Source organism: Segeticoccus rhizosphaerae, assembly GCF_009192725.1.
GTDB lineage: Bacteria > Actinomycetota > Actinomycetes > Actinomycetales > Dermatophilaceae > Segeticoccus > Segeticoccus rhizosphaerae.
In genome coordinates this window covers 1-19,349 of record NZ_VOHR01000041.1, presented here as the reverse complement: position 1 = coordinate 19,349, position 19,349 = coordinate 1, and the positions used below count along the sequence as shown (strand labels likewise).

Sequence of the window (19,349 nt, the reverse complement as noted above, 5' to 3'; positions counted from 1 at the left end):
CTCGCCGGCTCGCGCCGGGTCGCGGTGCCCGGCTGCTATCCCACCGCGTGCACGCTGGCCCTGGCCCCCGGCCTGGCGGGCGGCGTCGTGTCCGGCGACGACATCGTGATCGTCGCGGCCAGTGGGGTGTCCGGTGCAGGCAAGGCCGCGAAGGCCCACCTGACCGGGGCAGAGGTGATGGGGTCGATGTCGCCCTACGGGGTGGGTGGCACCCATCGGCACACGCCCGAGATCGAGCAGAACCTCTCTGCGGCAGCCGGTCTCGGTGATGACGCCGTCAAGGTCTCCTTCACGCCCACCCTGGCGCCGATGCCGCGCGGCATCCTGGCCACGTGCACCGCCAGACTCTCCGACGGGCACGGCGCGGGGGACGTCCGCGAGGCGTGGGAGCGGGCCTACGCCGACGAACCCTTCGTGCACCTGCTGCCCGAGGGCCAGTGGCCCCGCACGGCCGACGTGCTGGGCAGCAACGTGGTGCTGGTGCAGGTCGCCACAGATGCCAGGACCGGCCGGGTCGTGGCCGTCGCCGCCGTCGACAACCTCACCAAGGGCACCGCGGGCGCTGCGATCCAGTGCGCCAATCTCGCCCTGGGCCTCGATGAGACTCTCGGCCTTCCCGCCGTGGGAGTGGCGCCATGAACCATCTGAACCATCCCGCTGAGAGCACCCCACTCCGGCTCCATCCCGGGACCCCGGCGTGAGTGTCACTGCCGCCGAAGGCTTCCGGGCCGCCGGTGTGACCGCGGGCCTGAAGCCCAGCGGCCGCCCGGACCTCGCCCTCGTGGTCAACGACGGTCCCCGGCACGATGCCGCCGCGGTGTTCACCTCCAACCGGGTCGAGGCGGCACCGGTCACCTGGAGCCGGCAGGTGCTGACGGACGGTCGCGTCGACGCGGTGGTGCTCAACTCCGGGGGCGCCAACGCCTGCACCGGAGCGCCGGGGTTCGCCGACACGCACACCACCGCCGAGCACGTGGCCACGTCGCTCGGGGTCGCGGCAGCGGACGTGGCCGTCTGCTCGACGGGGTTGATCGGCGAGCTGCTCGACCTGCCCAAACTGTTGGCCGGCGTGACGGAGGCGTCCGGATCCCTCGCGGCAGACGGTGGAACGGCCGCAGCGACGGCGATCATGACAACCGACACGGTGTGCAAGGAGGCGACCGCCACCGCGTCCGGGTGGCGAGTCGGTGGCATGGCCAAGGGGGCCGGCATGCTGGCACCGGCTCTGGCGACCATGCTCGTCGTCGTCACGACTGACGCGGTGGCGGACTCGACCACTCTCGACGCCGCGCTCCGCGCCGCCACGAGCCGGACGTTCGACCGGATCGACTCCGACGGGTGCCAGTCGACCAACGACACGGTCCTCCTGCTGGCGTCCGGCGCCTCGGGGGTCTCGCCGAGCCTTGCCGAGCTGACGTCAGCGGTGACCGAGGTCTGTGGCGACCTCGCCCGCCAGCTCATCGGCGACGCCGAGGGCGCACACCACGACATCGCCATCGAGGTGGGCTCCGCCGCCTCGGAGGAGGACGCGCTCGAGGTGGCCCGGGCGGTGGCCCGCAACAACCTGTTCAAGTGCGCGATCTTCGGGGGTGACCCCAACTGGGGGCGCGTGCTGGCGGCCGTGGGGACGACGACCGCGGCGTTCGATCCTGCCGCTCTCGACGTGAGCATGAACGGCATGCAGGTGTGTCGCGGTGGGGGAGTCGGCGAGGACCGCTCCCTGGTCGACCTGTCCGGGCGCGAGGTGCACCTCCTCGTGCACCTGCACGCGGGCGACTCCTCGGCGACGGTGTGGACCAATGATTTGACGCACGAGTACGTGCACGAGAACTCGGCTTACTCGACATGACGACGACGAGTGAGGATCGCAGCGCAGCGAGGACCGGAGCGAGCGAGGAGTCAGGTCAGTGGGGCTCGACATGACGACGACGAGTGAGGATCGCAGCGCAGCGAGGACCGGAGCGAGGAGTCAGGTCAGTGGGGCTCGACATGACGACGACGAGTGAGGATCGCAGCGCAGCGAGGGACAAGGCCGCGACGTTGGTGGAAGCGCTGCCGTGGCTCGAGCGGTTCCGTGGGGCGCTGGTCGTGATCAAGTACGGCGGCAACGCGATGGTGGACGACGAGCTCAAGGCCGCCTTCGCGCAGGACGTCGTCTTCCTGCGGTATGCCGGGCTGCGACCGGTCGTGGTCCATGGCGGCGGGCCGCAGATCGCCGCCATGCTGGACCGCCTCGGACTGGAGAGTGAGTTCCGCGGCGGCCTGCGGGTCACCACACCCGAGGTGATGGACGTGGTCCGGATGGTCCTCACCGGGCAGGTCGGCCGCGAGCTGGTGGGGCTGGTCAACCAGCACGGGCCTCTCGCCGTGGGGCTCTCGGGCGAGGACGCGGGACTGTTCGGTGCCCGTCGCCGCGTCACCCAGGTCGACGGCGCGCCGGTGGACCTGGGCCTCGTGGGCGACGTGGAGACCGTGAACCCCGATGCCGTGCAAGACATCCTGGCCGCCGGCCGGATCCCGGTGGTCTCATCGGTGGCGCCAGATCTCGACGTGCCGGGTAGCGTGCTCAACGTCAACGCCGACTCCGCCGCGGCCACGCTGGCCGTCGCGCTCGGGGCCCGCAAGCTGGTCGTGCTGACCGACGTCGAGGGCGTCTACGGCAACTGGCCGGACCGGTCGAGCCTGCTGTCGACACTCGCGGTCGAGGATGCCGAGACGATGCTGCACCGGGTGGAGGCCGGCATGGTGCCGAAGCTGGAGGCCTGCACCAGGGCGGTCCGGCAGGGGGTGCCGCAGGCGCACGTCATCGACGGGAGGCAGCCGCACGCGCTGCTGCTGGAGGTCTTCACCGACGAGGGGACCGGCACCATGGTCACCCAGGAAGGGACGAGAGCATGACCGACAGCACCGCACTGCAGGAGCGCTACGAGCGGTCGCTGCTCGGCGTCTTCGGACGGCCCCTCGCCGTCCTGGACCACGGCCGGGGCGCCGAGGTCTGGGACGTGGACGGCAAGCACTACCTCGACCTCCTCGGCGGGATCGCGGTCAACGCCCTTGGCCATGGCCACCCCGCCGTCCTCGGAGCCCTGACCGAACAGGCCGCGCAGCTCGCGCACGTCTCGAACTTCTTCACGACCCGGCCCCAGGTCGAGCTCGCCGAGCGACTGCTCGAGATCGCAGGAGCCCCAACCGGATCGAAGGTGTTTTTCACCAACTCAGGCACGGAGGCGGTCGAGGCCGCGATCAAGCTGAGCCGTCGCACCGGGCGTCGACGGATCGTCGCGCTGGAGGGCGCGTTCCACGGCCGGACCATGGGTGCGCTCGCCCTCACCCACAAGCCGGCCTACCGCGAGCCCTTCGCGCCGTTGCTGGAAGAGGTCGTCCACGTCGCGTTCGGCGATCTCGAGGAGCTGGCCGCCGCCGTCGACGACACGGTCGCCGCCGTCGTGCTGGAGCCGATCCAGGGTGAGGCTGGCGTGCGACCGCTGGACACGGCATACCTGCAGGCGGCGCGTGAGTTGACGACCGCGCACGGGTCCCTGCTCGTGGTCGACGAGATCCAGACCGGGATCGGCCGCACCGGAGCGTGGTTCGCCCACCAGGGCAGCGGCATCGTGCCGGACGCCATCACGGTGGCCAAGGGGCTGGGCGGAGGCTTCCCGGTCGGTGCGCTGCTGACCCTCGGCGAGCGGGCGGCGGGTCTCCTCCAACCCGGGCAGCACGGCACGACGTTCGGCGGCAACCCGTTGGGCGCAGCGGTGGGTCTGGCCGTGCTCGAGACAATCGAGCGTGAGGGCCTGCTCGACCACGTGCGACGGACAGGCGAGTGGCTGGCCGGGGAAGTCACCGCGCTGCGCCACCCGCTGGTCCGCAAGGTGCGCGGTGAGGGGCTGCTGCTGGCGATCCAGCTGACGGAGCCCCGCGCCGGTGACGTCGCAGCGCGTGCCCTGGAGGCGGGCTTCATCGTCAATCCCGTGTGTCCGGACGCGATTCGGCTCGCGCCTCCACTGATCATCACCCAGCAGCAGCTGGAGACCTTCGTCGCAGCGCTGCCCGTGCTGCTCGACACGACACCCTCCGAGGAGACGGCATGACCTCACCCCACGAAGTGCTTCGTTGCGCTCCGCTACTTCGCGGGGGCCCCGAGTGACCCGGCACTTCCTGCGCGACGACGACGTCTCCCACGAGGAGCAGCTGGCCCTGCTCGAGCGCGCCCGGACTCTCAAGGCCGACCCGCTCAGCTCGCGGCCGTTCGAGGGTCCCCGCGCGGTCGCCGTCATCTTCGACAAACCGTCGACGCGCACCCGTGTCTCCTTCTCGGTAGGCGTGGCCCAGCTCGGTGGCTATCCCATGGTGCTCGACAGCGCCACGAGCCAGCTCGGCCGGGGAGAGGCGGTCGAGGACACCACGCGTGTCCTCGACCGGCAGTGCGCGGCGATCGTCTGGCGCACCTTCGGCCAGGAGCGCCTCGAGGCTGCCGCATCCGTGAGCCGGGTGCCGGTCGTCAACGCGCTCACCGACGAGTTCCACCCGTGCCAGGCGCTCGCCGACCTGCTGACCATCCAGGAGCACAGGGGCGGCCTCGCCGGGCTCACCCTGGCGTATGCCGGCGACGGCGCCAACAACATGGCCCACTCCTACCTGGTCGGTGGAGCTCTCGCGGGGCTGCACGTCCGTGTGGCGGCCCCGGAGGGCCACCACCCGAGACCGGAGGTGGTCGCGCGCGCCAACGAGATCGCCCAGCAGCAAGGCGGATCCGTGACCGTCACCACCGACCGAGACGCGGCGTGCCGTGGCGCGGACGTGGTGGCCACCGACACCTGGGTGTCCATGGGCCAGGAGAAGGGCCGTGACGCGGACAACACACCCTTCGCGGCGTATTCGGTCGACGAGACCGCTGTCGGCCTGGCCGCGGACGATGCCATCGTCCTGCACTGTCTGCCTGCCTACCGCGGTCTCGAGATCGCGGCGAGCGTCATCGACGGGCCCCAGTCCGTGGTCTGGGACCAGGCCGAGAACCGACTGCACGCACAGAAGGCCCTGCTCGCATGGCTGGTGGAGCAGGCATGATCGCCCAGACCCGCGCCGCGCGACAGCAGCTCATCGTCGACCTCATCGGTCGGCACCCGATCCGTTCGCAGTCGGAGCTGCTCGCCCACCTGGGGCAGGAGGGCATCGACATCACCCAGGCCACCCTCTCCCGCGACCTCGACGAGCTGCGGGCGGTCAAGGTCCGCCGGGGGCGTGCGCTCGTGTATGCCGTGCCGGGAGAGGGCGGCGACCGCACCCCTCGAGCCGCCCTGGACGCGACCGAGGTCCACACCCGGTTCAGGCGACTGCTCGAAGAGCTGCTCGTGACCGCGCAGGCGTCCGGCAACCTGGTGGTGGCGCGCACCCCTCCCGGGGCGGCGCAGTACCTCGCGTCCGCCATTGACCACGCCGACGAGTCCGCCATCATCGGCACCATCGCGGGCGATGACACGATCCTGATCATCACCTCGGGAGAGCACCAGGGGCCGGAGGTCGCCGAGCGACTGCTGACGCTTGCCGGCCCCAAGGAAGACTGAAGGCCGCGCGGACGACGCGCGCCACCGCCGTACCCGATGACCAGCAACCGGAGGACCATCCATGAGTGAGCCCCAGGACCGCATCAGCCTGTGGGGAGGCCGTTTCGCCGGAGGACCCGACGACGCCCTGGCCGCGCTCTCCAAGTCGACCCACTTCGACTGGCGGCTGGCTCCCCAAGACCTGGCCGGCTCGCGGGCACACGCGCGAGTGCTGCACGCCGCCGGGCTGCTCGACGACGAAGCGCTCGCCACGATGCTGGACGCGCTGCGCCGACTCCGGGAGGACGTCGAGTCCGGGGCGTTCGTCCCTGCGGAGGACGACGAGGACGTCCACACGGCGCTGGAGCGCGGACTGATCGAGCGTGCCGGGCCGGAAGTGGGCGGCCGGTTGCGGGCCGGTCGTTCCCGCAACGACCAGATCGCCACGTTGTTCCGGATGTACCTGCGGCAGGCGGCGCGCGACTGCGGCGCCCGCCTCCTGGACGTCGTGGACGCCCTCGTGGCGCAGTCCACCCGGCACCTCACCGTGGCGATGCCGGGACGCACGCACCTGCAGCACGCCCAGCCGGTGCTGCTGTCCCACCACCTGCTCGCCCACGCGTGGGCCGTGCTTCGCGACGTCGACCGCCTGCGCGACTGGGATCGCCGCACCGCCGTGTCCCCCTACGGCTCCGGAGCACTCGCCGGCAGCTCGCTGGGCCTCGACCCGGAAGCCGTGGCCGCCGACCTGGGCTTCGACGCCGCGGTCGAGAACTCCATCGACGGCACGGCCAGCCGAGACTTCGTGGCCGAATTCGCGTTCGTGACCGCCATGGCGGCGGTGGACGTCTCCCGGCTGGCCGAGGACGTGATCCTCTGGGCGACCAAGGAGTTCGGCTTCGTCAAGCTGGCCGACGCATTCTCGACCGGCTCGAGCATCATGCCGCAGAAGAAGAACCCGGACGTCGCGGAGCTGGCGCGCGGCAAGGCCGGTCGGTTGGTCGGTGACCTCACGGGGCTGCTCACGACGCTCAAGGCGCTGCCGCTCGCCTACAACCGCGACCTGCAGGAGGACAAGGAGCCGGTGTTCGACGCCATCGACACCCTGGACGTGCTGCTTCCGGCCTTCGCCGGGATGGTCGCGACGATGGAGTTCCAAACCGACCGGATGGAGTCGCTGGCCCCGCAGGGGTTCTCGCTCGCCACCGATGTGGCGGAGTGGCTCGTGCGCCAAGGCGTCGCGTTCCGGGTGGCGCACGAGGTCGCGGGCGCCTGCGTCCGGGAGTGCGAGTCGCGAGACATCGAGTTGTGGGACCTGTCCGACGACGACCTCGCGCGGATCTCGCCGGATCTCACGCCGGAGGTGCGCTCGGTTCTCAGCATCGAGGGATCGCTGGCGTCGAGGGACGCCAAGGGCGGCACTGCGCCGGCCCGGGTGCGCGAGCAGCTCGACGTGGTGGCGGCACAGCTCGCTGCCCACCGGGCCTGGTGCGCCGACCCGGTGGTGGTTCGTGACTGACTCCGCGGGGGCTCCGCGCCCTAGGGCGGTCCGGTTGGCGCGTGTCGAACATGTTCCTTCCCCTTGTGTGTGACGTGCGGCATACTGCGGATCGGGCGCCACCCCCGAGCGCCTCTGGAGGCTTCATGTCGGTCAACGAACATCTCGCAACAGCCGTCGAGCACGTGGCTGGCCTGCGCCGTGCCACGGCGGGGCTGAAGGAGGCGTTGGGCACCACCGTCGACGTGCAACGACTCCGCGACGACATCGCGCGGATCGCCGACGACATCGATCTGGTGGCGCGGGGCGCGGGGGTCGGCGATGCCGGCAAGGTCGGCGCTCCCGGCGAGATCGTGTTCATCCCCGACGACGACTACGACCCGGCCCTGTGGGGCGACGACGTGGACGACGAGGGCGTCGGCCAGCACCCGAGGAGCTGAGAGCGTGACGCAGGATCTGGCACAAGGGGTCAATGCTCGTGGTCGCGCCAAGATCGGCGCGCGGACCCTGCGCACCGACCGATGGTGGTTGGCGCCGGTCCTCACGGTCACCGGCCTGACCCTGTGGGTGATCTACGCGGTTGTCCGCGCCTCGATGCAGTCGGACTACTTCGTGCCCGCCTACCACTATCTGTCGCCCTTCTCCTCACCGTGCCTGAGCGACTCCTGCGTGGCGGGGTCCAGCCTGTTCGGGACCCCTTTCGGGGCCTGGCCGCCGCTGATCCCGTTCGCGATCCTCACGCTGCCGTTCCTCTTGCTGTTCCGGCTCAGCTGCTACTACTACCGCAAGGCCTACTACCGGTCCTACTGGCAGTCGCCGCCCGCCTGTGCCGTCGCCGAGCCGCACAAGAAGTACACCGGCGAGACGCGGGCACCGCTCATCCTGCAGAACGCGCACCGCTACTTCTGGTATGCCGCGGTGATCATCTCCCTGATCAACACCTGGGACGCCGTGGAGGCCTTCCACGGCAAGGGCGGCGGGATCGGGTTCGGTCTCGGCACGCTGATCATGGTCGTCAACGTCGTGCTCCTGTGGGGTTACACCTTGGGCTGCCACTCCTGCCGGAACATCACGGCCGGCCGCCTGACCCACTTCTCCCGGCACCCGATCCGCTACGGCCTTTGGCAGCAGGTCTCCCGCCTCAACGCCCACCACATGGGGTTCGCCTGGGCCACCCTGGCATCTCTGGTCGTCACGGACCTCTACATCGCCCTGGTGGCGGGCGGCGCGTTCTCCGACTTCCGCTTCTTCAACTGACCACCGTGGCCGCGACGGCCACCACCCGACAGCAGGGAGGCACTGCGTGACCGACCTCGAGCGACACGCCTACGACGTCCTGGTCATCGGAGCCGGCGGGTCCGGGCTCCGAGCCGCCATCGAGGCGCGAGAGGCCGGCCTCCGGGTCGCCATCGTCTGCAAGTCCCTCTTCGGCAAGGCGCACACCGTCATGGCCGAGGGCGGCATCGCCGCATCCATGGGCAACTCGAACCCGCACGACAACTGGCAGGTTCACTTCGGGGACACGATGCGGGGCGGCAAGTTCCTGAACAACCCACGGATGGCCGAGCTGCACGCCAAGGAAGCGCCAAGGCGGGTGTGGGAGCTGGAGACGTATGGCGCGTTGTTCGACCGCACGCCCGAGGGCAAGATCAGCCAGCGCAACTTCGGCGGTCACGAGTACGCCCGCCTCGCCCACGTCGGCGATCGCACCGGTCTCGAGCTGATCCGGACCCTGCAGCAGAAGATCGTCTCGTTGCAGCAGGAGGACGAGCGGGAGTTCGGCGACGCCGAGGCGCGGCTGAAGGTGTTCATGGAGCTGACCATCACGGAGCTGATGCACGACGGTGGAGCTCCCGATGGACCGGTGTCCGGCGCCTTCGGATACTGGCGCGAGTCCGGGCGTTTCGTGCTGTTCGATGCACCTGCGGTGGTGCTGGCCACCGGGGGAATCGGCAAGTCCTTCAAGGTGACGAGCAACTCGTGGGAGTACACCGGGGACGGGCACGCGCTCGCGCTGCGCGCCGGCGCAAAGCTGATCAACATGGAGTTCGTGCAGTTCCACCCGACCGGCATGGTGTGGCCACCATCGGTCAAGGGCATCCTCGTCACGGAGTCCGTCCGCGGGGACGGCGGTGTGCTGCGCAACTCCGAGGGCAAGCGGTTCATGTTCGAGTACGTCCCCGAGGTCTTCCGGGGCCAGTACGCGACGACCGAGGAGGAGGCCGACGGCTGGTACGAGGACCCGGAGCACAACAAACGCCCTCCGGAGCTGTTGCCTCGCGACGAGGTGGCCCGGGCCATCAACTCCGAGGTCAAGGAGGGGCGCGGCTCAGAACACGGAGGCGTCTTCCTGGACGTCTCGACGCGCCTGCCCGCTGACGAGATCAAGCGCCGCCTGCCCTCGATGCACCACCAGTTCCTGGAGCTGGCAGACGTCGACATCACCGCGCAGCCGATGGAGGTCGGTCCGACCTGCCACTACGTCATGGGTGGCATCGAGGTCGACCCGGACACCGGGGCGTCCTCGGTCCCGGGGCTGTTCGCCGTCGGAGAGGTCACCGGTGGCATGCACGGGTCGAACCGGTTGGGTGGCAACTCGCTGGGCGACCTGCTCGTCTTCGGACAGCGGACCGGTGCGGGCGCTGCCGCCTACGCGGCCGCGGCGAGCAAGGACCGGCCGACGGTCATCGACGCCTCGATCGACGCCGTGACGGCCACCGCCGAGGAACCCTTCCAGCGTGAGGGTGGTGAGAGTCCCTACACGTTGCACCAGGAGCTGCAGCAGGTGATGAACGACCTGGTCGGCATCATCCGGCGCGAGCCCGAGATGCAGGAGGCTCTCGACAAGCTGGCCGACATCCGCGAGCGAGCCGCGCACCTGTCGGTGGAGGGCAGGCGGCAGTTCAACCCCGGTTGGCACCTCGCCCTCGATCTACGCAACATGCTGCAGGTGTCGGAGTGTGTCGCCCGCTCGGCCCTCGAGCGTCAGGAGAGCCGTGGCGGTCACACACGCGAGGACTTCCCCGGCATGGACGCCAAGTGGCGCAGCGTGAACCTGGCCTGCCACCTGGATCCCGCCACCGGCATGGTGCAGCTGACCAGACAGCAGGTCCCCACGATTCGCGACGACCTGATGCACCTGTTCGAGCGGTCCGAGCTCGAGAAGTACTTCACGACAGAGGAACTCGCGGACTTCCAGGACGTGCGGCAGGGAGAGGACGACCAGTCATGACCTACGACGGGCACTTTCGGGTTTGGCGAGGTGACGACGGGGGAGAGCTGGTCGACTACACCGTCGAGGTCAACGAGGGCGAGGTGGTGCTCGACATCATCCACCGGTTGCAGGCGACCCAGACCCCGGACCTCGCCGTGCGCTGGAACTGCAAAGCCGGCAAGTGCGGCTCGTGCAGCGCCGAGATCAACGGCCATCCCCGGCTGATGTGCATGACCCGGATGAGCATCTTCGAAGAGGCCGACACCATCACGGTCACCCCGATGCGCACCTTCCCCGTGATCCGCGACCTGGTGACCGACGTCTCGTACAACTACGAGAAGGCCCGCCAGATACCGGCCTTCGAGCCGCCCGCCGACCTCGAGCCCGGGGAGTACCGCATGGCGCAGGTCGACGTGGGACGGTCCCAGGAGTTCCGCAAGTGCATCGAGTGCTTCCTGTGCCAGGACGTCTGCCACGTCATCCGGGACCACGAGGACAACAAGGCCGCGTATGCCGGGCCACGATTCTTCATCCGGGCGGCCGAGCTCGCCATGCATCCGCTGGACGCGCGTAACGACAGAGCCACCTTTGCCCGGGACCAACAGGGCGTCGGGCTGTGCAACATCACCAAGTGCTGCACCGAGGTCTGCCCGGAGAACATCACCATCACCGACAACGCGATCATCCCCATGAAGGAGCGGGTGGTCGACCGTCACTACGATCCGTTGGTGTGGCTCGGCAACAAGATCAGGCGGCGCGAGCACTAGACGCCCCAGGCGGGCCGGACAGCTCAGGCATGCGTGACCGGTTGCCTCGGGCGTTCTTCGACCGACCCGTCCTCGAGGTCGCGCCTGACCTGCTCGGCTGCCACGTCTCGCACGCCGGGGTCACGGTGCGTCTCACCGAGGTCGAGGCGTATGACGGTGAGCGCGATCCGGGGTCGCACGCCTACCGGGGGCTGACTCCCCGCACCCGCGTCATGTTCGGCCCGCCCGGAGGGCTGTACGTCTACTTCTCCTACGGCATGCACTACTGCTGCAACCTGGTGTGCGGGGAGGAGGGCCGGGCCAGTGCAGTCCTGCTGAGGGCCGGCGAGGTCGTGGAGGGCCTCGACCTGGCGAGGAGTCGACGCGGACGCGCGCCCGACCGGGGGCTGGCCCGCGGGCCCGCCTGTCTGGCCCAGGCACTGGCCCTCGGTCGGGACGAGAACGGCCTGGACGTCATCGCCGACGGCAGCCCGATGCGGGTGTTCAACCCCCTGCCCTCCGAAGGATCCGACGATGGCGCGCCCCGGATCGCGACTGGACCCCGTGTCGGGGTGAGTGGCGCGGGTGGCGACGGCACGGCATACCCCTGGCGGTTCTGGCTGGAGGGGGAGCGGACCGTCTCGGCCTACCGTCCCGGCGGAACCCGCAAACCGCGTCGCACCCCCTCGCGCGGATAGGGCAGTCTTGGGACCGACCCGGACGGCCAGTGGAAGGAACCCGACATCGTGAACGACATCCTCGACGAGCTGCAGTGGCGTGGCCTGGTGGCGCAGACCACCGACCTGTCGGCGCTGCGCAGGGCTCTCCGCGAGGGACCGGTCACGGTGTATTGCGGTTTCGACCCGACCGCGCCCTCGTTGCACTTCGGCAACCTGGTGCAGCTGGTCGTGCTGCGGCACCTACAGCGCGCGGGGCACCGGGTCATCTGCCTGGTGGGGGGTTCGACCGGCCTGATCGGCGATCCCAAGCCGACCTCTGAGCGGGTGCTCAAGACCAGGGAGCAGACCGCGGCCAACGTGGCGCGCATCAAGGAACTGGTGCGTCCCTTCCTCGACTTCGAGGGCGACAACGCCGCGTTGCTGGTCGACAACCTCGACTGGACGGCACCGCTGTCGGCACTCGACTTCCTGCGGGACATCGGCAAGCACTTCCGGGTCAACCAGATGATCCGGAAGGATGCGGTCGCGGCGCGGCTCGAGAGCCAGGACGGCATCTCCTACACGGAGTTCAGCTACCAGATCCTGCAGGCGCTGGACTACCTCGAGCTCTACCGCGCGCACGGTTGCACGCTGCAGACCGGCGGGAGCGACCAATGGGGCAACATCACGGCCGGCGTCGACCTGGTCCACCGTGCCGAAGGTGCCACGGTGCACGCTCTGTCCACCCCGCTGCTGACCGACTCGGCCGGCACCAAGTTCGGCAAGTCCGAGGGCAACGCCATCTGGTTGTCCGCCGACATGACCAGCCCCTACGCGTTCTTCCAGTACTTCGTCAACGTCGAGGACGCGTCGGTGATCCAGCTGCTCAGGGTCTTCACCGACCGGAGCAGGGAGGAGATCGTGGAGCTCGAGAAGTCGGTGGCCGAGGAGCCCTTCAGACGACTCGCTCAGAAGGGGCTGGCCCACGACATCACCACCCTCGTGCACGGCCTCGAGGCGACGGAGGCGGTCGAGGCGGCCAGCGCCGCCTTGTTCGGCAAGGGCGACCCGAGGGTTCTGGACGCCCACACCCTCTCCGACGCCACGGCCGAACTGCCGGGCGGGGAGGTGCCGGTCGGCAGCACGCTCGTCGACGCCCTGGTCGCGACCGGGTTGTCCGAGAGCCGCAACGCGGCCCGGCGAGTGCTTGCCGAAGGGGGAGTGTCGGTCAACAACTCGAAGGTGTCCGATCCGGACGCGGTGCTCGGGGAGGACGACTTCCTGCACGGACGCGTCGCGCTCCTACGGCGCGGCCGCAAGTCGCTGGCCGCGGCCCGAAAAGGCCTCTGACCTGCGGATTTGTGTTTTGTCTCAGGGGCCCCCTAAAGTTCTCGACGTCAGCCCGACAGGGAGGAACGGACACCACGCGGTGGCCGGTCCCGCGGGTAAACAAACCCACCTGGATCACCGGTTCGCCGGGGCTTCGGGTCGCCCGGAACAGGGCGGTCGGGGCCGGCTCAGAAGCCTGCTACAGTGGGGGAACGCCGAGACGCCAAGCGCGCGAGAATCACCCCGCTCCACCGGAGCGGCAAGGATTTGACGCCCAAGAGTCAGGCAGAGTAAGTTGGAACAGTTGCCCCGGATCAAGGCCCACAAGGCCGCGAACGGTGCGCGTCCGAACCTTGAGAACTCAACAGCGTGCCAAAAATCGATGCCAATAACCTCGTCTCGAGGTCGGCGGCGGGAAGCCCATCGGGCCCTCGCCAAAGAACTCGAACGAAAATCCTTTGGTAGAACAAGATCGAGTCAGCAACGACTCGTTCTGCTCAGCCAGAAAATCGGCCCTTCGGGGTTTTTGTTTCCGCAGGCCCTCGGGTCTCGGAGCTAAACATCAACGGAGAGTTTGATCCTGGCTCAGGACGAACGCTGGCGGCGTGCTTAACACATGCAAGTCGAACGGTGACCTTGGAGCTTGCTCCAGGCGATCAGTGGCGAACGGGTGAGTAACACGTGAGTAACCTGCCCCTTTCTCTGGGATAACTTCGAGAAATCGGAGCTAATACCGGATACGACCCAGACGGGCATCCGCACTGGGTGGAAAGATTTATCGGTAAGGGATGGACTCGCGGCCTATCAGCTAGTTGGTGAGGTAACGGCCCACCAAGGCGACGACGGGTAGCCGGCCTGAGAGGGCGACCGGCCACACTGGGACTGAGACACGGCCCAGACTCCTACGGGAGGCAGCAGTGGGGAATATTGCACAATGGGCGCAAGCCTGATGCAGCGACGCCGCGTGAGGGATGAAGGCCTTCGGGTTGTAAACCTCTTTCAGCAGGGAAGAAGCGAAAGTGACGGTACCTGCAGAAGAAGCACCGGCTAACTACGTGCCAGCAGCCGCGGTAATACGTAGGGTGCGAGCGTTGTCCGGAATTATTGGGCGTAAAGAGCTTGTAGGCGGTTTGTCGCGTCTGCTGTGAAAACTCGAGGCTTAACCTCGAGCTTGCAGTGGGTACGGGCAGACTAGAGTGTGGTAGGGGAGACTGGAATTCCTGGTGTAGCGGTGAAATGCGCAGATATCAGGAGGAACACCGATGGCGAAGGCAGGTCTCTGGGCCACTACTGACGCTGAGAAGCGAAAGCATGGGGAGCGAACAGGATTAGATACCCTGGTAGTCCATGCCGTAAACGTTGGGAACTAGGTGTGGGTCTCATTCCACGAGATCCGTGCCGCAGCTAACGCATTAAGTTCCCCGCCTGGGGAGTACGGCCGCAAGGCTAAAACTCAAAGGAATTGACGGGGGCCCGCACAAGCGGCGGAGCATGCTGATTAATTCGATGCAACGCGAAGAACCTTACCAAGGCTTGACATATACCGGAAACATCTGGAAACAGGTGCCCCGCAAGGTCGGTATACAGGTGGTGCATGGTTGTCGTCAGCTCGTGTCGTGAGATGTTGGGTTAAGTCCCGCAACGAGCGCAACCCTCGTTCTATGTTGCCAGCGCGTTATGGCGGGGACTCATAGGAGACTGCCGGGGTCAACTCGGAGGAAGGTGGGGATGACGTCAAATCATCATGCCCCTTATGTCTTGGGCTTCAAGCATGCTACAATGGCCAGTACAAAGGGCTGCGAGACCGCAAGGTGGAGCGAATCCCAAAAAACTGGTCTCAGTTCGGATTGGGGTCTGCAACTCGACCCCATGAAGTCGGAGTCGCTAGTAATCGCAGATCAGCAACGCTGCGGTGAATACGTTCCCGGGCCTTGTACACACCGCCCGTCAAGTCACGAAAGTCGGTAACACCCGAAGCCGGTGGCCTAACCGCAAGGAAGGAGCCGTCGAAGGTGGGACTGGCGATTGGGACTAAGTCGTAACAAGGTAGCCGTACCGGAAGGTGCGGCTGGATCACCTCCTTTCTAAGGAGCACTTGGTCTCGCAAGAGATCCAAGAGCCTGGCTCGAGCGAATGACTCGAGGCAGGAGCTCAAGGGTGGAACATCGATTATTTGGCGCTGACACTCGTGTCGGACCGTTAGTACAGCTCCTCGGAGCATGGAAACCGCCGACCGGATGGCAGCGCCTGGCACGTTGTTGGGTCCTGAGGGCTTCGGGCGCAAGCTCGACCTCAGCCGGCCAAGCCGGTAGGGCCTTCACCATGGTCGAACCACCGCGGATGCGGCAGGCGCCAGGCACGGTGAAGGTTCCGCCCGTTTCTTGAGAACTACACAGTGGACGCGAGCATCTTTGTGGCCAAGTTTATAAGGGCACACGGTGGATGCCTTGGCACCAGGAACCGAAGAAGGACGTAGGAATCTGCGATAAGCCACGGGGAGTCGATAACCAGACTGCGATCCGTGGATTTCCGAATGGGGAAACCCGGCTGGAGGCAAGTCCAGTCACCCTCGCCTGAACACATAGGGCGAGTGGAGGGAACGTGGGGAAGTGAAACATCTCAGTACCCACAGGAAGAGAAAGCAATTGCGATTCCGTGAGTAGTGGCGAGCGAAAGCGGAAGAGGCTAAACCGATCATGTGTGATAGCTGGTAGGCGTTGCATGGTCGGGGTCGTGGGACTTTTCAGTTGTCTCTACCAAGACAACAAGGAGTAAGAAATTCGTGCCATAGTCGAAGGACATTGAGAGGTCCGGCACAGAGGGTGCTACCCCCGTAGACGAAATGACATGAACTCCTGAGAAGTATCCCAAGTAGCACCGAACCCGTGAAATTCGGTGTGAATCTGGCGGGACCACCCGCTAAGCCTAAATATTCCCTGGTGACCGATAGCGGACAAGTACCGTGAGGGAAAGGTGAAAAGTACCCCGGGAGGGGAGTGAAATAGATCCTGAAACCGTGTGCCTACAATCCGTTGGAGCCTCCTTGTGGGGTGACAGCGTGCCTTTTGAAGAATGAGCCTGCGAGTTAGTGCTCAGTGGCGAGGTTAACCCGTGTGGGGAAGCCGTAGCGAAAGCGAGTCCGAATAGGGCGAATGAGTCGCTGGGTCTAGACCCGAAGCGGAGTGATCTACCCATGGCCAGGTTGAAGCGCGGGTAAGACCGCGTGGAGGACCGAACCCACTTAGGTTGAAAACTGAGGGGATGAGCTGTGGGTAGGGGTGAAAGGCCAATCAAACTCCGTGATAGCTGGTTCTCCCCGAAATGCATTTAGGTGCAGCGTCACGTGTTTCTTACCGGAGGTAGAGCTACTGGATGGCTAATGGGCCTCACCAGGTTACTGACGTCAGCCAAACTCCGAATGCCGGTAAGTGAGAGCGTGGCAGTGAGACTGCGGGGGATAAGCTCCGTAGTCGAAAGGGAAACAGCCCAGACCACCATCTAAGGTCCCTAAGCGTGTGCTAAGTGGAAAAGGATGTGGAGTTGCTGTGACAACCAGGAGGTTGGCTTAGAAGCAGCCACCCTTTAAAGAGTGCGTAATAGCTCACTGGTCAAGTGATTCCGCGCCGACAATGTAGCGGGGCTCAAGCACACCACCGAAGCTGTGGCATTGACACATTGCCCGGCCGTACTTGTACGGTCCAAGCGTGTTGATGGGTAGGGGAGCGTCGTGTGGCGAGCGAAGCGGCGGAGTGATCCAGCCGTGGACGCCACACGAGTGAGAATGCAGGCATGAGTAGCGAATGACGGGCGAGAAACCCGTCCGCCGAATAACCAAGGGTTCCAGGGTCAAGCTAATCTGCCCTGGGTAAGTCGGGACCTAAGGCGAGGCCGACAGGCGTAGTCGATGGACATCCGGTTGATATTCCGGAACCGGCGAAGAACCGCCCATACCGAACCTTTTGATGCTAAGTACAAGAAGCCGGCTGAACTCTTCGGAGTGATGCTGGTGGATCGTACGACCCGATCTAGTAGTAGGTAAGCAATGGAGTGACGCAGGAAGGTAGCCTCCGCGTGGCGATGGTTGTCCACGTCCAAGGGTGTAGGGCGAGATGTAGGCAAATCCGCATCTCATGTGCCTGAGACCTGATAGTGAGTGCGTATGCACGAAGCAGGGTGATCCTATGCTGTCGAGAAAAACTTCTAGCGAGGTTCTAGCCGCCCGTACCCCAAACCGACTCAGGTGGTTAGGTAGAGAATACCAAGGCGATCGAGTGAATCGTGGTTAAGGAATTCGGCAAAATACCCCCGTAACTTCGGGAGAAGGGGGGCCCAGAGGGTGAAGGAGTTTACCTCCTAGCCCGAACGGCCGCAGAGACCAGGGAGAAGCGACTGTTTACTAAAAACACAGGTCCGTGCGAAGTCGCAAGACGATGTATACGGACTGACGCCTGCCCGGTGCTGGAACGTTAAGGGGACCGGTTAGCTCTTTGAGCGAAGCTGAGAACTTAAGCGCCAGTAAACGGCGGTGGTAACTATAACCATCCTAAGGTAGCGAAATTCCTTGTCGGGTAAGTTCCGACCTGCACGAATGGCGTAACGACTTCTCCACTGTCTCAACCACGAACTCGGCGAAATTGCACTACGAGTAAAGATGCTCGTTACGCGCAGCAGGACGGAAAGACCCCGGGACCTTTACTATAGCTTGGTATTGGTGTTCGGTACGGCTTGTGTAGGATAGGTGGGAGACTTTGAAGCCGGCACGCCAGTGTCGGTGGAGTCAACGTTGAAATACCACTCTGGTCGTTCTGGATATCTAACCTCGGTCCGTGATCCGGACCAGGGACAGTGCCTGGTGGGTAGTTTAACTGGGGCGGTTGCCTCCTAAAATGTAACGGAGGCGCCCAAAGGTTCCCTCAGCCTGGTTGGCAATCAGGTTTCGAGTGTAAGTGCACAAGGGAGCTTGACTGTGAGAGAGGCATCTCGAGCAGGGACGAAAGTCGGGACTAGTGATCCGGCGGTGGCTTGTGGAAGCGCCGTCGCTCAACGGATAAAAGGTACCCCGGGGATAACAGGCTGATCTTGCCCAAGAGTTCATATCGACGGCATGGTTTGGCACCTCGATGTCGGCTCGTCGCATCCTGGGGCTGGAGTAGGTCCCAAGGGTTGGGCTGTTCGCCCATTAAAGCGGTACGCGAGCTGGGTTTAGAACGTCGTGAGACAGTTCGGTCCCTATCCGCTGTGCGCGTAGGAAACTTGAGAAGATCTATCCCTAGTACGAGAGGACCGGGATGGACGAACCTCTGGTGTGTCAGTTGTTCTGCCAAGAGCACCGCTGATTAGCTACGTTCGGAAGTGATAACCGCTGAAAGCATCTAAGCGGGAAGCACACTTCAAGATGAGGTTTCCATGGGGTTTACCCCGAGAGGCTCCCAGCTAGACCACTGGGTTGATAGGCCGGATGTGGAAGTGCAGTAATGCATGAAGCTGACCGGTACTAATAAGCCGATAACTTGATACAAAGATGCTACGCGTCCACTGTGTGGTTCCCGAGGTACGGTCGGGAACCGTGAGATCCACTGAAGATCTCGCATGACTTGATATCTCCATAGAGTTACGGCGGTCATAGCGAAGGGGAAACGCCCGGCTCCATTCCGAACCCGGAAGCTAAGCCCTTCAGCGCCGATGGTACTGCACTGGTGACGGTGTGGGAGAGTAGGACGCCGCCGGACATACTTTGTGAAAGAGCCCTACCCGGCGACGGGTAGGGCTCTTTTGCGTTCCGCGCACCGCGCGAAGGCAGGCAGCGACGGGACGGCTTCGGCCCCGGTCCACCAGGTGAAAGGGAGGCACTCCGTGCCACAGGACAGTGCAGGTCGAGGACGGGCTCCGCGAGGCGCGAGGGGTGGCCAGGGCGACGGTCAGCGTCGAGCACCGGAGGGTGGGGCTGAGCGGCGCGGTGACGGTCGGCCCACCGCGGGCGGCCGGCCCTCCACAGGTGGGCGACAGGGCAAGGATGGCGCCAGAGGTGCCCGGGGCACGGGTGGCCGGGAGGGAGGCCGGTCCGGACGTCCGGACCAGCGAGAGGGACAGGGCGATGGCGAACGTCGCGGTGGTGCCCGTCTGGCGCCGAAGTCTCCACGCCTTCCGGAGCCGGCGATACCCGAGGGCATCACCGGATACGAGCTCGACCGCGCGGTGCGGGGGCAGCTACGCACGCTGAGCAAGGAGAACGCCCAGGGTGTGGCGCAGCACCTCGTCGCGGCGGCGATGTTCCTCGAGACCGATGTCGTGGCGGCCGAGGCCCATGCCGAAACCGCGGTGCGGCGCGCCGGCCGGGTGCCGGCGGCGCGCGAGGCG

The 19,349-nt window shown here is 66.0% G+C and carries 13 protein-coding genes and 3 rRNA genes; all 16 read left to right on the top strand.

Features of this window, described 5'->3' with window-relative positions:
- Window positions 1–639 (top strand): N-acetyl-gamma-glutamyl-phosphate reductase (gene argC, locus FRW57_RS05695; protein WP_152185515.1); only part of this gene is annotated, 639 nt, incomplete at its 5' end.
- A gap of 58 nt (window positions 640–697) precedes the next feature.
- Entirely contained in the window at window positions 698–1,849 is a 1,152-nt protein-coding gene (gene argJ, locus FRW57_RS05690) for a bifunctional glutamate N-acetyltransferase/amino-acid acetyltransferase ArgJ (RefSeq protein ID WP_137120987.1), read from the top strand.
- Window positions 1,850–1,989: 140 nt separating this feature from the next.
- Window positions 1,990–2,898, top strand: coding sequence for an acetylglutamate kinase (argB, locus tag FRW57_RS05685; protein ID WP_152185514.1), 909 nt, complete (start codon window positions 1,990–1,992; stop codon window positions 2,896–2,898).
- Window positions 2,895–4,094, top strand: coding sequence for an acetylornithine transaminase (locus FRW57_RS05680; protein ID WP_137120989.1), 1,200 nt, complete (start codon window positions 2,895–2,897; stop codon window positions 4,092–4,094). Before argB ends, FRW57_RS05680 begins: the two co-directional genes overlap by 4 nt.
- Window positions 4,095–4,146: 52 nt before the next feature.
- On the top strand, window positions 4,147–5,070 hold the full coding sequence (gene argF / locus FRW57_RS05675) for an ornithine carbamoyltransferase (protein WP_152185513.1): 924 nt from the start codon (window positions 4,147–4,149) through the stop codon (window positions 5,068–5,070).
- Window positions 5,067–5,567 carry an arginine repressor gene (locus FRW57_RS05670; protein ID WP_137120991.1) on the top strand — a complete coding sequence of 167 codons (501 nt, stop codon included), beginning with the start codon at window positions 5,067–5,069 and terminating at the stop codon, window positions 5,565–5,567. Before argF ends, FRW57_RS05670 begins: the two co-directional genes overlap by 4 nt.
- A gap of 61 nt (window positions 5,568–5,628) precedes the next feature.
- Window positions 5,629–7,065 carry an argininosuccinate lyase gene (gene argH, locus FRW57_RS05665; protein ID WP_152185512.1) on the top strand — a complete coding sequence of 479 codons (1,437 nt, stop codon included), beginning with the start codon at window positions 5,629–5,631 and terminating at the stop codon, window positions 7,063–7,065.
- Window positions 7,066–7,190: 125 nt separating this feature from the next.
- Window positions 7,191–7,484: a hypothetical protein gene (locus tag FRW57_RS05660; protein WP_137120993.1), complete on the top strand. Its 294-nt coding sequence runs from the start codon at window positions 7,191–7,193 to the stop codon at window positions 7,482–7,484.
- Between the two features lie 4 nt (window positions 7,485–7,488).
- On the top strand, window positions 7,489–8,301 hold the full coding sequence (locus tag FRW57_RS05655) for a hypothetical protein (protein ID WP_152185511.1): 813 nt from the start codon (window positions 7,489–7,491) through the stop codon (window positions 8,299–8,301).
- 46 nt (window positions 8,302–8,347) lie between these two features.
- Window positions 8,348–10,276 carry a fumarate reductase/succinate dehydrogenase flavoprotein subunit gene (locus tag FRW57_RS05650; RefSeq protein ID WP_152185510.1) on the top strand — a complete coding sequence of 643 codons (1,929 nt, stop codon included), beginning with the start codon at window positions 8,348–8,350 and terminating at the stop codon, window positions 10,274–10,276.
- Complete coding sequence (locus FRW57_RS05645; protein ID WP_152185509.1) at window positions 10,273–11,025, top strand: succinate dehydrogenase/fumarate reductase iron-sulfur subunit; 753 nt, start codon at window positions 10,273–10,275, stop codon at window positions 11,023–11,025. Before FRW57_RS05650 ends, FRW57_RS05645 begins: the two co-directional genes overlap by 4 nt.
- A 29-nt stretch (window positions 11,026–11,054) precedes the next feature.
- Window positions 11,055–11,702 carry a DNA-3-methyladenine glycosylase gene (locus tag FRW57_RS05640; protein ID WP_137120997.1) on the top strand — a complete coding sequence of 216 codons (648 nt, stop codon included), beginning with the start codon at window positions 11,055–11,057 and terminating at the stop codon, window positions 11,700–11,702.
- Window positions 11,703–11,750: 48 nt separating this feature from the next.
- Window positions 11,751–13,013, top strand: coding sequence for a tyrosine--tRNA ligase (tyrS, locus tag FRW57_RS05635; protein WP_137120998.1), 1,263 nt, complete (start codon window positions 11,751–11,753; stop codon window positions 13,011–13,013).
- A gap of 541 nt (window positions 13,014–13,554) precedes the next feature.
- A 16S ribosomal RNA gene (locus FRW57_RS05630) occupies window positions 13,555–15,076 on the top strand.
- A 331-nt stretch (window positions 15,077–15,407) separates the two neighbouring features.
- Window positions 15,408–18,510 (top strand): 23S ribosomal RNA (locus FRW57_RS05625).
- A gap of 94 nt (window positions 18,511–18,604) precedes the next feature.
- Window positions 18,605–18,721: ribosomal RNA gene (gene rrf / locus FRW57_RS05620) — 5S ribosomal RNA — on the top strand.
- The 16S, 23S and 5S rRNA genes sit together here, the layout of an rRNA operon.
- Window positions 18,722–19,349: the final 628 nt, after the last annotated feature.

Bases quoted from the DNA above. Each gene is read 5' to 3' on its own strand.
- argB (WP_152185514.1), top strand. From the start codon at position 1,990: ATGACGACGACGAGTGAGGATCGCAGCGCAGCGAGGGACAAGGCCGCG.
- FRW57_RS05680 (WP_137120989.1), top strand. From the start codon at position 2,895: ATGACCGACAGCACCGCACTGCAGGAGCGCTACGAGCGGTCGCTGCTC.
- FRW57_RS05670 (WP_137120991.1), top strand. From the start codon at position 5,067: ATGATCGCCCAGACCCGCGCCGCGCGACAGCAGCTCATCGTCGACCTC.
- argH (WP_152185512.1), top strand. From the start codon at position 5,629: ATGAGTGAGCCCCAGGACCGCATCAGCCTGTGGGGAGGCCGTTTCGCC.
- FRW57_RS05660 (WP_137120993.1), top strand. From the start codon at position 7,191: ATGTCGGTCAACGAACATCTCGCAACAGCCGTCGAGCACGTGGCTGGC.
- FRW57_RS05645 (WP_152185509.1), top strand. From the start codon at position 10,273: ATGACCTACGACGGGCACTTTCGGGTTTGGCGAGGTGACGACGGGGGA.
- FRW57_RS05640 (WP_137120997.1), top strand. From the start codon at position 11,055: ATGCGTGACCGGTTGCCTCGGGCGTTCTTCGACCGACCCGTCCTCGAG.